This window comes from Jeongeupia sp. HS-3, from assembly GCF_015140455.1.
Taxonomy (GTDB): Bacteria; Pseudomonadota; Gammaproteobacteria; order Burkholderiales; family Chitinibacteraceae; genus Jeongeupia.
In genome coordinates, this window is the sequence record NZ_AP024094.1 from 1,875,274 (window position 1) to 1,889,850 (window position 14,577).

Annotated in this window: 7 protein-coding genes and 2 rRNA genes; 1 reads left to right on the plus strand and 8 read right to left on the minus strand. The window is 58.3% G+C overall.

Features of this window, described 5'->3' with window-relative positions:
* Window positions 1–3: 3 nt before the first annotated feature.
* Window positions 4–1,413 (plus strand): aminotransferase-like domain-containing protein, encoded by a 1,410-nt coding sequence (locus JLC71_RS08880; RefSeq protein ID WP_200915060.1) that lies wholly within the window; start codon window positions 4–6, stop codon window positions 1,411–1,413.
* On the opposite strand, the gene trhP is transcribed toward JLC71_RS08880, so the two are convergent.
* The 8 genes from trhP to JLC71_RS08920 form a co-directional block, all read right to left on the minus strand.
* Window positions 1,410–2,771, minus strand: a complete 1,362-nt coding sequence (gene trhP / locus JLC71_RS08885; protein ID WP_200915061.1) for a prephenate-dependent tRNA uridine(34) hydroxylase TrhP — start codon at window positions 2,769–2,771, stop codon at window positions 1,410–1,412. The genes JLC71_RS08880 and trhP overlap by 4 nt on opposite strands.
* A 949-nt stretch (window positions 2,772–3,720) precedes the next feature.
* Window positions 3,721–4,446 (minus strand): peptidylprolyl isomerase, encoded by a 726-nt coding sequence (locus JLC71_RS08890; RefSeq protein ID WP_200915062.1) that lies wholly within the window; start codon window positions 4,444–4,446, stop codon window positions 3,721–3,723.
* Entirely contained in the window at window positions 4,443–5,168 is a 726-nt protein-coding gene (gene narI, locus JLC71_RS08895; RefSeq protein WP_200915063.1) for a respiratory nitrate reductase subunit gamma, read from the minus strand. Before narI ends, JLC71_RS08890 begins: the two co-directional genes overlap by 4 nt.
* A gap of 48 nt (window positions 5,169–5,216) precedes the next feature.
* The gene (narJ, locus tag JLC71_RS08900) at window positions 5,217–5,918 is read right to left on the minus strand and encodes a nitrate reductase molybdenum cofactor assembly chaperone (protein WP_200915065.1); all 702 of its coding nucleotides are present in this window, start codon (window positions 5,916–5,918) and stop codon (window positions 5,217–5,219) included.
* Window position 5,919: 1 nt separating this feature from the next.
* The gene (narH, locus tag JLC71_RS08905) at window positions 5,920–7,479 is read right to left on the minus strand and encodes a nitrate reductase subunit beta (protein WP_200915066.1); all 1,560 of its coding nucleotides are present in this window, start codon (window positions 7,477–7,479) and stop codon (window positions 5,920–5,922) included.
* A 2-nt stretch (window positions 7,480–7,481) separates the two neighbouring features.
* Window positions 7,482–11,231, minus strand: coding sequence for a nitrate reductase subunit alpha (locus JLC71_RS08910; RefSeq protein WP_200915067.1), 3,750 nt, complete (start codon window positions 11,229–11,231; stop codon window positions 7,482–7,484).
* Between the two features lie 208 nt (window positions 11,232–11,439).
* Window positions 11,440–11,552, minus strand: a 5S ribosomal RNA gene (gene rrf, locus JLC71_RS08915).
* Between the two features lie 121 nt (window positions 11,553–11,673).
* Window positions 11,674–14,566: ribosomal RNA gene (locus JLC71_RS08920) — 23S ribosomal RNA — on the minus strand.
* Window positions 14,567–14,577 lie beyond the last annotated feature (11 nt).

Here is a 14,577-nt window from a genome sequence, read left to right on the forward strand (position 1 = left end):
GCCATGAAGCGTTACGAAGACATCGCCGAGCTGATCGCCGCCGACATCCGCAGCGGCCGGCTGGCACCGGGAACGCGCCTGCCGTCGATCCGCAAGGTCATGGCGCAGCATCGCGTCAGCCCGTCGACGGCGTTCCAGGCCTACTACCTGCTGGAGAAACGCGGCCTCGTGCGCGCGCGCGAACGCTCGGGTTACTTCGTCGCCGGCGCCGGCCAGGCGCTGCCGCCGGAGCCCGCCCCTAGCCATCCGCCGCAGGTGTCGGCACCGGTCGACATCAGCGAACTGGTGTTCTCGGTGCTCGGCGCGGTGCAGGATCGCAACATCCTGCCGCTGGGATCGGCATTCGCGTCGCCCAAACTGTTTCCGCTGCCGCGCCTCGCCCGCTCGCTGGCATCGACGGCACGCTTCATCGATCCGTGGGACACCGTCGCCAGCCTGCCGCCCGGACACACCGCGCTGCGGCAGCAGATCGCGCTGCGCTATCTCGGCATGGGCATGCCGCAGGCACCGGAAAACATCGTCGTCACCAATGGCGCGCTCGAAGCGCTGAACCTGTGCCTGGCGGCGGTCGCACAACCGGGGGACGTGATCGCGATCGAATCACCGGGTTTTTACGCCGCGCTGCAGGCGATCGAACGCTTGAAAATGAAGGCGCTGGAAATCCCGGTTCACCCGAAGGACGGGCTCGATCTGGATGCGCTGGCGCAGGCGCTGGAACGACATCCGGTCAAGGCCTGCTGGTTCATGACCTCGTTCCAGAACCCAATGGGCGCGAGCATGGACGAGGACAAGAAGAAGGCATTGGTCGCGCTGCTGGCGCGGCACCAGATTCCGCTAATCGAAGACGATGTGTATGGCGAGCTGTACTTCGGCAACCATCCGCCGCTGCCGGCCAAGGCCTTCGATACCCAGGGGCTGGTGATGCACTGCAGCTCGTTCTCGAAAACGCTGGCACCGGGTTACCGGATCGGCTGGGTCTCGCCGGGGCGCTTCGGCAAGCAGATCGAACGGCTCAAGCTGATGACCACGCTGTCGGCCAGCGTGCCGGCGCAGGTGGCGATTGCCGATTACCTGCACACCGGCGGCTACGACAAACATCTGCGCAAGCTGCGGCATGCGCTGGAATCGCAGCTGGCGTGCATGAACCGCGCGCTGGTCGCACATTTCCCGGCCAATGTCCGGGTCTCGCGGCCCAGCGGCGGTTACTTCCTGTGGGTCGAATTCCCCGACCGGTTCGACACGCTGGAGCTGCATCGCCGCGCGATCGAACACGGCATCAGCATCGCCCCCGGGCCGATTTTTTCGGCGAGCCGGCAGTACCGCAACTGCCTGAGGCTCAACTACGGCTCGCCGTGGAGCGACGATTTCGAGCAAGGCATGGCCTTGCTCGGCCGGCTAGCGGCGACGGCTTAATCGCGCAGCAGCCGCGCGATCAGCGCGCCGTCGAAACGCGAATCCAGCGGCATGCTCACCTGCACACCATTGCCGGCGGCCGCGCTAACCGGCTCGCCCGTCTTGCCGCGCAGTTCGGCCAGCGTGATCAGCGCGTTGCCCGACGGGTGAATGATTTCCAGCTCGTCGCCGACTTCAAAGCGGTTCTTCACCTCGATCTCCGCCCAGCCATCGGCCACCGATTTCACTTCACCGACGAACTGGCTGCGCTTGGCCTTCGAGTGGCCGTCGAGATAGTTCTGCGCTTCGTGGGTGTAGTGGCGCTGGTAAAAGCCGTCGGTATAACCGCGGTTGGCGAGGCCGTCTAGATCGGCGAGCAGGGCCGGATCGAACGGGCGGCCGGCCACGGCGTCGTCGATGGCCCGGCGGTAGACCTGCGCGGTGCGCGCGACGTAATACAGCGATTTGGTCCGCCCCTCGACCTTGAGCGAATCGATGCCGATTTTCGCCAGCCGTTCGACGTGCTGTACCGCGCGCAGATCCTTGCTGTTCATGATGTAGGTGCCGTGCTCGTCCTCGATGATCGGCATCATCTCGCCGGGCCGACTTGCCTCTTCGATCAGATAGGTCTTGTCTGCGAACGGATGGCGCTCGGCCCCGCCGCAGGCCGCGAATGACTGCTCGGCCTCGCCAAGTGCGCGATTGAAATCGAAATCGATTTTCGCCGGCTGCACGTCACCCGCATCGTCGGTGCGGGTATCGCTGAGCGTGTAGTCCCAGCGGCAGGCGTTGGTACAGGTGCCCTGATTCGGATCGCGATGGTTGAAGTAGCCCGACAGCAGGCAGCGCCCCGAATAGGCAATGCACAGCGCGCCGTGGATGAAGACTTCCAGCTCCATGTCCGGGCAAAGCTGGCGGATTTCCTCTACCTCGTCGAGGCTCAGCTCGCGCGACAGGATCACCCGCTCCAGCCCTAGCGACTGCCAGAACTTCACCCCGGCGTAGTTGACGGTATTGGCCTGCACCGACAGATGGATCACCTGCTCCGGCCAGCGTTCGCGCACCATCATGATCAGGCCGGGATCGGCCATGATCAGCGCATCGGGCTTCATCGCGATCACCGGCGCCATATCGGCCAGATAGGTTTTCACCTTGCCGTTATGCGGCAGGATGTTGCTGGCGACGAACAGCTTCTTGCCGCGTGCATGCGCTTCCGCTATCCCCTGCTGCAACTGCTCGAGCTTGAAATCGTTGTTGCGCGCCCGCAGGCTGTAGCGCGGCTGGCCGGCATAAACGGCGTCGGCACCGAAATCGTAAGCGGCACGCATTTTTTCCAGCGTACCGGCGGGCAGGAGCAATTCGGGGGCTTTGAGCGGCATGACTAACCTCGGCGGGCACCGAGGTGCAAGCTCGGGGCAAAAGACAAACCCCGCGCAAGCAGGGCGAAAACGGGAGCGTCATTGTAACGCAGCCGCCGTTCCGCCCAATATTTAGGCAGTGCGAAAAAGTGCATTGCAAACAGCGCCTTGCTGCGCTTATTCACAGCCCGCACACAAGCTTGTGAGGCGAATACGTGGATGAACAAGACCGATATCGGCCCGGGCAGGCCATTTGCGCCCCAGCGTTCGAGCATGCCATCTGGAGGAAAGCGGCTGCCCAAATTTTACGCAATCGGAAAAATGGCTTTAAAAACAGCATGCTGCTTTGCTTATCCACAGCCGGCCCACATTGTTGTTGCGGCCAAACGGTGGATTGGCGCTTGGCCCCGAGCGGAAGGAATCAACGAACCCGATCGGCGCCATACCGTCGCATGCCGGATCAGCATGCTGCCCATGAAATGATCGCCGGATAAAAACGCCTTGGAAACAAGGCGCTGAAAGACCTATCCACAGCCCGCTCACAGCCTTATGGCCACAATCCGTGGATGAATGGCGAGTAGCGCCGACTTGCGCCCCCCGGTGCGACCCGGAAAATTCGCATGGTCACAAATGTCATCGGGAACAATGACTTGCCGTCCTTATCCACAGCCTGCCCACAGCTTAGCCTCCCATTTTCGGCGACCAATTCACCACTGCAGTGCCAGTGCCTCAAGAGCGGCACATGATGCGGGAGTTGCATAAAAATCAGGCACTCCGAAAAAGTGCAGGTCTATCAGCGGCTTGGCGCCGCTATCCACAGGGATTCAACACCCTTGCACCAGCAAATGGTGAGTAAGCGCTGCAAATCGGTCAGCAATCGCGCTGCCGGTATTTCCACTTTTTAAACAAGCGCTTAATCCGCTTATCCACATGCTACGCACACCGTTGCCCAAGATAAGCGTGGATAAACCTATCGAAGCAAGGGCGAGTCGGCCTGCTCGAGTTCGACCCCGCTCAATTGCGCTTCGCCTGCGAGCAGTTGTACGTACTGCGACAACGCCCGTTTGAGTGCCGCCGCATGCAGTTGCCGCGAGACCTGCAGTTTCACCTGCTCGAACGACAGCTGCTTGCCCGGCTCGCGCGCGTCAACCGCAACAACATGAAAACCGTAGCGGGTGCGAACCAGCTGCGGCAGCACGCCGATGCTCTGGCCGCCGAACACTGCCTGCTCGAACTCGGGTGCCGTATCGCCCCGGCTCAGCAAGCCCAGCGAGCCGCCCGCTTCGCTGCTGGGGCAATTCGACCAGCGCCTGGCACAGTCGCTCATCAGCGCCGGCTGCGACAGCACCTCCTGCAAGACCTCCTGCGCCTTGTTCAGCAAGGCCGCAACCGGCACCGCCGGGCTCATCCTGAACAGGATATGCCGGACGCCGACACGCTCGCCCAGCACGTAGTCGGCTGCGTGCGCGTCGTAAAAACGCCGGCATGCCGCTTCGTCGGCCTCCGGCACCTGCACGTCCCGCTCCAGCAAGGCTTCAACCGCCAGCTCGACTGCCTCCGGATCGGCCGTGGCATCCAGCAATCCCAGCCCGACGGCCCGTTGCCGCAACAGCTCGTACACCGCGGCACTCTCGACATTGGCCATACCGTCGCTAGCAAGCACCTGTCCATTGACGCTGGCGGTTTCACTCATCATTTCAACCCCTGCACGCCACGCGCCTGCGATGTACGCCGCGTTCGCATCAATTGATAGGGACGGAACAGGTAGAACACCGACGCCAGCCCGCTCCAGATATGCACCAGCCGGGTGAACGGAAACACCAGAAAAATCGTCAGCCCCAGAAAGATGTGCAATTTGTAGACCCAGGGAATCGCGATCAGCAAATCGGCATTATTGGGTCGGAAAATCACAATGCCCTGCACGTAATGGATCAGCGCCTGAAAGCTGTAACCCTCGACCTTGACCGATGAGAAATAGACCGTCGCCAGCCCCAGAGCCAGCTGCACCCATAGAATGGCGACAATCAATAAATCCCAAGGCCGGCTGTTCGAGCGCAAGCGCGGGTCGCTCAGGCGCCGGTGGATCAGCATCGACAAGCCGATGATCGCGGCCACGCCGGCCACACCACCGCCGAGCATCGCCATCTGTTCGTGCGCCTGTTCGCTCATCAGTGCCAGCACAATGGGTTCGGGCATCAGGAAACCGACCAGATGGCCGGCAAACACCACGAGTACGCCGAAATGGAACAGATTCGATCCCCAGCGCAACTGCTTGCGCCGCAATAATTGCGACGAATCCGCGCGCCAGCTGTACTGCTCCCGATCGAATCGCAGCAGGCTACCGACAAAAAAAACCGTCAAGGCAATGTACGGGTAGAACCCAAATAGAAACTGGTGCAGATAAGTCCCGGCATCCATCACACGACTCCTTTCCCCTGCGCGAATTCGGGGCGATGAAACAGGCCGTCAACGCCCCGGCCGGGGCATGAAACGGATGGTCGATGTCGCCGGCAATTCGTCCGGTTTGTCGAACGCGGGCGTATCCATCCAGTCGTCATCAATATCGGTCAATGGCTCTGGCGTAGGTGCGCGCGACCAATCGAGGCCTTGCTGCCCGCCAAAAACGAGCACCGCATCCAACACCGCCGCATAGCGGCTCCCCCGCCCGGCCAGCGTTTCGCCGACCTTGCGCACAAGGTGAGCACAATCGGCCAGCACCGCTCGGACTTCCTCAAGCGGGCGGCAACCAAGAAACTCCAGCAGCGCCGGCAGGTAATCGGGAAGTTCGCCGGGCTTGAGCATGAAGCCGGCACGGTGGTACATCTCGCCCAATTGCACCATCGCGGCGCCACGATCACGCCCTTCACCATGCAAATGTTCGAAAAGATGCAGCGAGGTCGAACGGCCGCGATCAAAGAGACCGACATAGGCTTCCTCGATGTCGAAAGCATCGCCACGGCTCAGACTCTCGACCAGCTCGGTGAGGCGTTCGCGATCGATACCCCGCAAGCCTTGATTCGTGGCCAGCTCGGCCGCAACATCCGGCAGCGCCGACCGCAGCCGCTGATCCGGATACTGCAGCAGCACGCCCAGTACCCGCAGCAGCACGGTTGCCGATCGCTTGCCCACGGCGTCTTGCCGAGACAGTCCCAAGCCGATGGCAGCCATATCAGTAATCCACCTTGTTTTCGTTACCGCGCCCGCCCATGGTCTTCAGCGGAATCACCTTCTTGCCGGTCATCTTGCCGCCAAAAAGACTGGGCTCTGAGCTGCCGTCGGAGCAGCCATTGCCAAACGAGAAGCCGCACTCGCCGCGCAACTGGTAGGTGTTCTCGGCATACTCGCGATGCGTGGTCGGGATTACGTAACGATCTTCGTAATCGGCAATCGACAGATAGCGGTGCATGTCCTCGACCTCGCGAAGCGTCAGCCCCGCCTCGGCGAGCAATGCGGGATTGTCGCGGCGCTCCAGCTGGCGCTCTCGGTAAAACGCCCGCATCGCCAGCATTTTCTTCAGCGCCTTGACCACCGGTTTCTCGTCACCAGCAGTCAACAGATTGGCCAAGTAGCGCACCGGGATACGCAGGCTCTCGACATCGGGAAGATGCCCCTGCACGCCGATCTCGCCGGCATTGGCCCGGGCCTGAATCGGCGAGAGCGGCGGTACATACCAGACCATCGGCAAGGTGCGGTATTCCGGATGCAGGGGGAAGGCGATCTTCCACTCCATCGCCATCTTGTACGCCGGCGACTTGATCGCGGCTTCCAGCCACAGATCAGGAATGCCGTCCTTGCGTGCCTGCTCCTGCACGGCAGGGGAATGCGGGTCGAGAAAGATCGAGAGCTGCGCTTCGTACAGGTCCTGTGGATTCGGCACCGAGGCCGCTTCCTCGATCCGGTCGGCGTCGTACAACATCACCCCCAGATAGCGGATCCGGCCCACACAGGTTTCAGAACATACCGTCGGCTGCCCGGCTTCGATGCGCGGATAACAGAAGATGCATTTCTCGGCCTTGCCCGACGACCAGTTGTAATAGATTTTCTTGTACGGGCAGCCCGACACGCACATGCGCCAGCCACGGCATTTGTCCTGATCGATCAGCACAATGCCGTCTTCCTCGCGCTTGTAGATCGATCCGGACGGACAGGACGCGACACAAGCCGGGTTAAGACAGTGTTCGCACAGCCGCGGCAGATACATCATGAAGGTGTTTTCGAACTCGCCGTATATCTCTTTCTGCACGTTCTCGAAGTTGTAATCCTTGCTGCGCTTGGCGAACTCGCCACCCAGGATTTCCTCCCAGTTCGGCCCCCATTCGATTTTTTCCATGCGCTCGCCGCTGATCACCGAAATTGGCCGTGCCACCGGTGGCGTCGGCATCTCGGGCGCGGTCTGCAAGAATTCGTAATCAAACGTGAATGGCTCGTAGTAATCGTCGATCTCGGGCAGGTTCGGGTTGGCGAACAGGTTGAGCAGCACTTGCAAGCGACCGCCCTGCTTGAGCTTCAGCTTGCCGTTGCGCTTTAGATCCCAGCCGCCTTTCCACTTGTCCTGGTTTTCCCACTCCTTCGGATAACCAATGCCGGGCTTGGTCTCGACGTTGTTGAACCACGCGTACTCCATCCCGAGACGGCTGGTCCAGACGTTCTTGCAGGTCACCGAACAGGTGTGGCAACCAATGCACTTGTCCAGATTCAGCACCATCGCAATCTGCGCACGGATCTTCATGGTCAGCCCTCGCTCTCGGTACCGGCCGGCGTATCCATCCAGTCGACCTTGGCCATCTTGCGTACGATCACGAACTCATCGCGATTGCTGCCGACGGTGCCGTAGTAATTGAAGCCGTAAGAAAGTTGCGCATAGCCGCCGATCATATGTGTCGGCTTGAGTACCGTTTTGGTCACCGAATTGTGGATCCCGCCGCGGTGGCCGGTAATCTCGGAACCGGGGACGTTCACGATTTTTTCCTGCGCGTGATACATCATGCACATGCCCGGCTTGACCCGCTGACTGACCACCGCGCGTGCGGCAATCGCCCCGTTGACGTTGAAGAGTTCAATCCAGTCGTTGTCGACGATTCCGGCCAGTTTGGCATCATCTTCGGATAGCCAGACGATAGGCCCGCCCCGCGACAGGGTCAGCATGATCAGATTGTCGGTATAGGTGGAATGAATGCCCCATTTCTGGTGCGGGGTGATGAAGTTGAGCGAAATCTCCGGGTTTCCGTTTGGCGCTTTTCCCGCCAGCGGCGCGACGGTTTTGGTATCGACCGGCGGGCGGTAACAAGCAAACCCTTCGCCAAAATCGCGCATCCACGCATGGTCCTGATAAAACTGCTGCCGCCCGGTCAGCGTGCGCCATGGAATCAGCTCGTTCACATTGGTGTAGCCGGCGGTATAGCTGACGTGTTCGCTTTCAATGCCGGACCAGGTCGGGCTGGAAATAATCTTTCGCGGCTGCGCCTGGATATCCCGATAGCGGATTTTCTCGTCCTCGCGCACATCGGCCAGGTGCGCGTGTGAACGCCCGGTGAACTTGGACAAGGCATCCCACGCCTTCACCGCGACCTCGCCGTTGGTTTCCGGTGCCAGCGACAGAATGACTTCGGTCGCATCGATGTCGGTTTCGATTTTCGGCAGCCCCTTGGTTGGGCCCTCGTCGGTCACCACATCATTGAGCTTGGCCAGCCCGTCGACCTCGTGCTCGGTATTCCAGCCTATACCCTTACCGCCATTGCCCAGTTTTTTCAGCAATGGGCCGAGCGCGGTAAAGCGCTTATATGTATTCGGATAATCGCGCTCGACGACGACGATATTGGGGGCAGTCTTTCCCGGGATCAGCTCGCATTCACCTTTTTTCCAATCCTTGGGTTCAAACGGTTGCGCCAATTCTCCGGCGGTATCGTGCAAGAGCGGAACCAGGACCACATCCTGTTCAACATCAAGATGACCAACCACCAATTCAGAAAACTTCTTGGCAATCGCCTTGTAGATTTCCCAATCACTCTTGCTCTGCCAGATCGGATCGACCGCAGCGGAAAGCGGATGAATGAAAGGATGCATATCCGAGGTATTGAGATCGTTCTTTTCGTACCACGTCGCCGTCGGTAACACGACATCGGCGTACAGACAGGTCGTGCTCATCCGGAAATCCAGCACCGTAATCAGATCCAGCTTTCCTTCAGGCGCCTTGTCGTGCCAGACCACCTCCTGGGGTTTTTCACCACCGGTCACGCTCAGGTCGTCACCGAGCAAACCGTTCTGTGCACCACAGAAGTATTTCAGGAAATACTCGTGCCCCTTACCGCTCGAACCAAACAGATTCGAGCGCCACACAAACAGGTTGCGAGGGAAATTGACCGCTGCATCCGGGTCTTCGCATGACATCGTCAGCGAACCGTCCTTGAGCGACTTCACAACGTAGTCTTTGGCCTCCAGCCCCGCTGCCTTTGCGGCAGCGCTGATCCGTAACGGATTGGTCGCCAACTGCGGTGCAGACGGGAGCCAGCCCATCCGCTCGGCCCGTACATTGAAATCGATCAGGCTACCGCCGTAGCGGTTAGGGTCCGCCAGAGGGGAGAGAATTTCGGAGATACCGACTTTTTCATAACGCCATTGATTGGTATGGGCATAAAAAAACGACGTGCCGTTCATATGCCGTGGAGGACGCAGCCAGTCGAGCGCGAAGGCCAGCGCAGTCCAACCTGTTTGGGGCCTCAGTTTTTCCTGACCCACGTAATGCGCCCAACCGCCACCGGACACGCCGACGCAGCCGCACAGCACCAACATATTGATCGCCGCGCGGTAGTTCATATCCTGGTGGTACCAGTGATTCATCGCCGCGCCGATGATCACCATCGACCGACCCTGCGTCTTTTCCGCTGTCTCGGCAAACTGACGGGCCACAGCGATTACCTGCGCAGCCGGTACGCCGGTAATCGACTCCTGCCATGTCGGCGTATAAGCGACATTATCGTCATAGGATGTGGCAACTTCGCCGCCCAGCCCTCGATCAACGCCGTAATGCGCGCACATCAGATCAAAGACGGTCGCTACCGGCGCATCACCATGGGCCAGCGCCAGTCGTTTGATGGGTACTTGCCGCGCCAGTATCTGACCACCCTGATCGTTGGCAGTGAAGTCGGCAGAGGCAGTGCCGCCGAAATACGGGAAGGCCACCGAAACCGCATCGTCACGCCGATCGATCAGGCTCAGCGCCAACTTCAGCTCGACACCGGTCGCGCCATTTTTCTGCTCAAGGTTCCACTTGCCGAGATCGCCTTCGACCTGCTGTCCCCAGCGGTAGCCGATTGCACCTTGCGGCGCAACGCAGGAGCCACCGGCTTCGTCAATGGCCACGACTTTCCATTCCGGATTGTTTGCCTGGCCAAGGTTATCGGCAAAATCCGATGCACGTACAAAGCGATCGGCAACAAACCGGTCACCGTCCTTTCGAAGCAAAACCAACATCGGTAGATCGGTTAGCCGGCGGCAGTAGTCATCGAAATAGGCGGTTTGGCGATCGATAAAAAACTCTTTGAGGATCACATGCCCCATCGCCATCCCGAGTGCAGCATCGGTACCTTGCTTAGGGTGCAGCCAGATATCCGAGAGCTTGGCGACTTCGGAATAATCCGGCGTGATCGCGACAACCTTGGTGCCGTTGTAACGTGCTTCGACGAAAAAATGCGCGTCGGGAGTGCGTGTCTGCGGGACGTTCGAACCCCAAGCGATGATGAAGGCGGAGTTGTACCAGTCGGCGGACTCGGGTACGTCGGTCTGCTCGCCCCATGTTTGCGGGCTGGAAGGCGGCAAATCACAGTACCAATCGTAGAACGAGATCAGGGTGCCGCCGATCAAGCTGAGATAGCGGCTGCCGGCAGCGTAACTGACCATCGACATAGCAGGAATCGGTGAAAAACCGATGATCCGGTCCGGCCCATAGCGCTTGATGGTGTAGATATTGGCGGCGGCAACCAGCTCGGTCGCCTCATCCCAGTTGGCGCGGACAAATCCACCGCGCCCGCGGATCGTCTTGTAATCCCTGGCTTTGGCTTCGTCTTCGACTATCGAAGCCCATGCCTCTACCGGTGCCAGCGTCTTGCGTGCCTCGCGCCACAGACGCATCAGGCGGCCACGTATCATCGGATACTTCAGCCGGTTGGCACTGTAGAGATACCAGCTGTATGAGGCGCCGCGTGAGCAACCACGCGGCTCATGATTGGGCATGCCAGGACGGGTACGCGGGTAATCGGTCTGCTGGGTCTCCCAGGTAACGATCCCGCCTTTGACGTAGATCTTCCAGCTACAGGAGCCGGTGCAGTTCACGCCATGCGTTGACCGTACGATCTTGTCATGCTGCCAGCGGTTCCGGTAGGCATCCTCCCAGGTCCGGTCCTCGGCACGTACTTCGCCATGGCCGCCTGAATAAGGCTCGCTCTCGTTCGTGAAGAAAGTCAGGCGGTCGAGAAAATGACTCATCGTTTCCCCCAGCTAGATCATGGCCCCGGGCCGGCGCAATGACATCAGGCAACATCTACAAGCTAGCTGTAGATTGAGATGAAACCAAGATCGAGATGGAAAAACCATCCCATCTAGCACACAGCAGGCCTTGCGCCGTCTTTTTCCGCGCATAAAGCCAAAAGCAAAACCCCCCTGCAGCATTCTGCAGGGGGGTTTTCTATGGGGAGTCTGGCGATGACCTACTTTCACACGGGAACCCGCACTATCATCGGCGCTGAGTCGTTTCACGGTCCTGTTCGGGATGGGAAGGCGTGGGACCAACTCGCTATGGTCGCCAGACGTAACTGGTGGAGTTACGACTGTATTAGTCATATCTCTGAATTCGATAGAAGAAGTAATGACTCGGGTTTGATATTTACGAGCCTGTCGCATCATACCCGAACCACGCGGTTCAGGTTATAGGATCAAGCCGCACGGGCAATTAGTATCGGTTAGCTTAACGCATTACTGCGCTTCCACACCCGACCTATCAACGTGGTGGTCTTCCACGACCCTTTAGAAGGCTCAAGGCCTTAGGGAAATCTCATCTCGAGGCTAGTTTCGCGCTTAGATGCTTTCAGCGCTTATCTATTCCGCATTTAGCTACCCGGCGATACCACTGGCGTGATAACCGGTACACCAGAGATGCGTCCACTCCGGTCCTCTCGTACTAGGAGCAGCCCCCCTCAAATTTCCAACGCCCACTGCAGATAGGGACCAAACTGTCTCACGACGTTTTGAACCCAGCTCACGTACCACTTTAAATGGCGAACAGCCATACCCTTGGGACCGGCTACAGCCCCAGGATGTGATGAGCCGACATCGAGGTGCCAAACTCCGCCGTCGATGTGAACTCTTGGGCGGAATCAGCCTGTTATCCCCGGAGTACCTTTTATCCGTTGAGCGATGGCCCTTCCATACAGAACCACCGGATCACTATGTCCTGCTTTCGCACCTGCTCGACGTGTCAGTCTCGCAGTCAAGCTACCTTGTGCCATTACACTATCAGTACGATGTCCGACCGTACCTAGGTAACCTTCGAGCTCCTCCGTTACACTTTGGGAGGAGACCGCCCCAGTCAAACTGCCTACCATGCACGGTCCCCGATCCGGATAACGGACCAAGGTTAGAACCTCAAAGGGGTCAGGGTGGTATTTCAAGGACGGCTCCACAGAAACTAGCGTCTCTGCTTCAAAGCCTCCCACCTATCCTACACAAACCACTTCAAAGTCCAATGCAAAGCTACAGTAAAGGTTCACGGGGTCTTTCCGTCTAGCAGCGGGGAGATTGCATCTTCACAAACACTTCAACTTCGCTGAGTCTCAGGAGGAGACAGTGTGGCCATCGTTACGCCATTCGTGCGGGTCGGAACTTACCCGACAAGGAATTTCGCTACCTTAGGACCGTTATAGTTACGGCCGCCGTTTACCGGGGCTTCGATCAAGAGCTTGCACCCCATCAATTAACCTTCCGGCACCGGGCAGGCGTCACACCCTATACGTCCACTTTCGTGTTAGCAGAGTGCTGTGTTTTTGATAAACAGTCGCAGCCACCTTTTCACTGCAACCTCTTCACGCTCCACGAGCAAGTCGCTTCACGCTACAGAGGCACACCTTCTCCCGAAGTTACGGTGTCAATTTGCCGAGTTCCTTCTCCTGAGTTCTCTCAAGCACCTTAGAATTCTCATCCTGCCCACCAGTGTCGGTTTGCGGTACGGTCAATTCTGAGCTGAAGCTTAGTGGCTTTTCCTGGAAGCATAGGATCAATCACTTCAGTGCCAATGGCACCTCGTCATCACGCCTCAGTGTTAACAGGGATCCGGATTTGCCTAAATCCCCCACCTACACGCTTAAACCACCTATTCCAACAGATGGCTGACCTACCTTTCTCCGTCCCCACATCGCACTCAGAATCGGTACAGGAATATTAACCTGTTGTCCATCGACTACGCTTTTCAGCCTCGCCTTAGGGGCCGACTCACCCTACGCCGATTAACGTTGCGTAGGAAACCTTGGGCTTTCGGTGAACGGGCTTTTCACCCGTTTTAACGCTACTCATGTCAGCATTCGCACTTCCGATACCTCCAGCAGCCTTCTCAAGCCACCTTCACAGGCTTACGGAACGCTCCCCTACCATATGTACTTACGTACATATCCGCGTCTTCGGTTATCAATTTGAGCCCCGTTACATCTTCCGCGCAGGACGACTCGACCAGTGAGCTATTACGCTTTCTTTAAATGATGGCTGCTTCTAAGCCAACATCCTGGCTGTCTATGCCTTCCCACCTCGTTTTCCACTTAATTGATCATTTGGGACCTTAGACGGCGGTCTGGGTTGTTTCCCTCTTGACACCGGACGTTAGCACCCGATGTCTGTCTCCCAAGCTCGCACTTAACGGTATTCAGAGTTTGCAATGGTTTGGTAAGTCGCGATGACCCCCTAGCCATAACAGTGCTTTACCCCCGTTAGTGATACTTGAGGCACTACCTAAATAGTTTTCGGGGAGAACCAGCTATTTCCAAGTTTGTTTAGCCTTTCACCCCTATCCACAGCTCATCCCCTAATTTTGCAACATTAGTGGGTTCGGACCTCCAGTGCGTGTTACCGCACCTTCATCCTGGCCATGGATAGATCACTTGGTTTCGGGTCTACGCCCAGCAACTAATCGCCCTATTCGGACTCGGTTTCCCTGCGCCTCCCCTATTCGGTTAAGCTTGCTACTGAACGTAAGTCGCTGACCCATTATACAAAAGGTACGCAGTCACGGAACAAGTCCGCTCCCACTGTTTGTATGCATCCGGTTTCAGGATCTATTTCACTCCCCTCCCGGGGTTCTTTTCGCCTTTCCCTCACGGTACTGGTTCACTATCGGTCGATTACGAGTATTTAGCCTTGGAGGATGGTCCCCCCATCTTCGGACAGGATTTCTCGTGTCCCGCCTTACTTGTCGTACGCTTAGTACCACGTTTATCTTTTCGCATACGGGGCTATCACCCACTATTGCCGGACTTTCCATTCCGTTCTGCTAAGACAATCGCTATCACGTACAGGCTCTTCCCATTTCGCTCGCCACTACTTTGGGAATCTCGGTTGATTTCTTTTCCTCCGGCTACTTAGATGTTTCAGTTCGCCGGGTTCGCTTCACATGACCTATGTATTCAGTCATGGATACACCAAAAGGTGTGGGTTCCCCCATTCGGATATCTGCGGATCAAAGCTCGTTTGCCAGCTCCCCGCAGCTTTTCGCAGGCTGCCGCGTCCTTCATCGCCTGTAATCGCCAAGGCATCCACCAGATGCACTTATTCGCTTGATCCTATAACCTCA

What these genes read in the sequence shown, in the direction of transcription:
- JLC71_RS08880 (WP_200915060.1), top strand. Translation starts at nt 4, where the DNA reads ATGAAGCGTTACGAAGACATCGCCGAGCTGATCGCCGCCGACATCCGC.
- trhP (WP_200915061.1), bottom strand. Translation starts at nt 2,771, where the DNA reads ATGCCGCTCAAAGCCCCCGAATTGCTCCTGCCCGCCGGTACGCTGGAA.
- JLC71_RS08890 (WP_200915062.1), bottom strand. Translation starts at nt 4,446, where the DNA reads ATGATGAGTGAAACCGCCAGCGTCAATGGACAGGTGCTTGCTAGCGAC.
- narI (WP_200915063.1), bottom strand. Translation starts at nt 5,168, where the DNA reads ATGGATGCCGGGACTTATCTGCACCAGTTTCTATTTGGGTTCTACCCG.
- narJ (WP_200915065.1), bottom strand. Translation starts at nt 5,918, where the DNA reads ATGGCTGCCATCGGCTTGGGACTGTCTCGGCAAGACGCCGTGGGCAAG.
- narH (WP_200915066.1), bottom strand. Translation starts at nt 7,479, where the DNA reads ATGAAGATCCGTGCGCAGATTGCGATGGTGCTGAATCTGGACAAGTGC.
- JLC71_RS08910 (WP_200915067.1), bottom strand. Translation starts at nt 11,231, where the DNA reads ATGAGTCATTTTCTCGACCGCCTGACTTTCTTCACGAACGAGAGCGAG.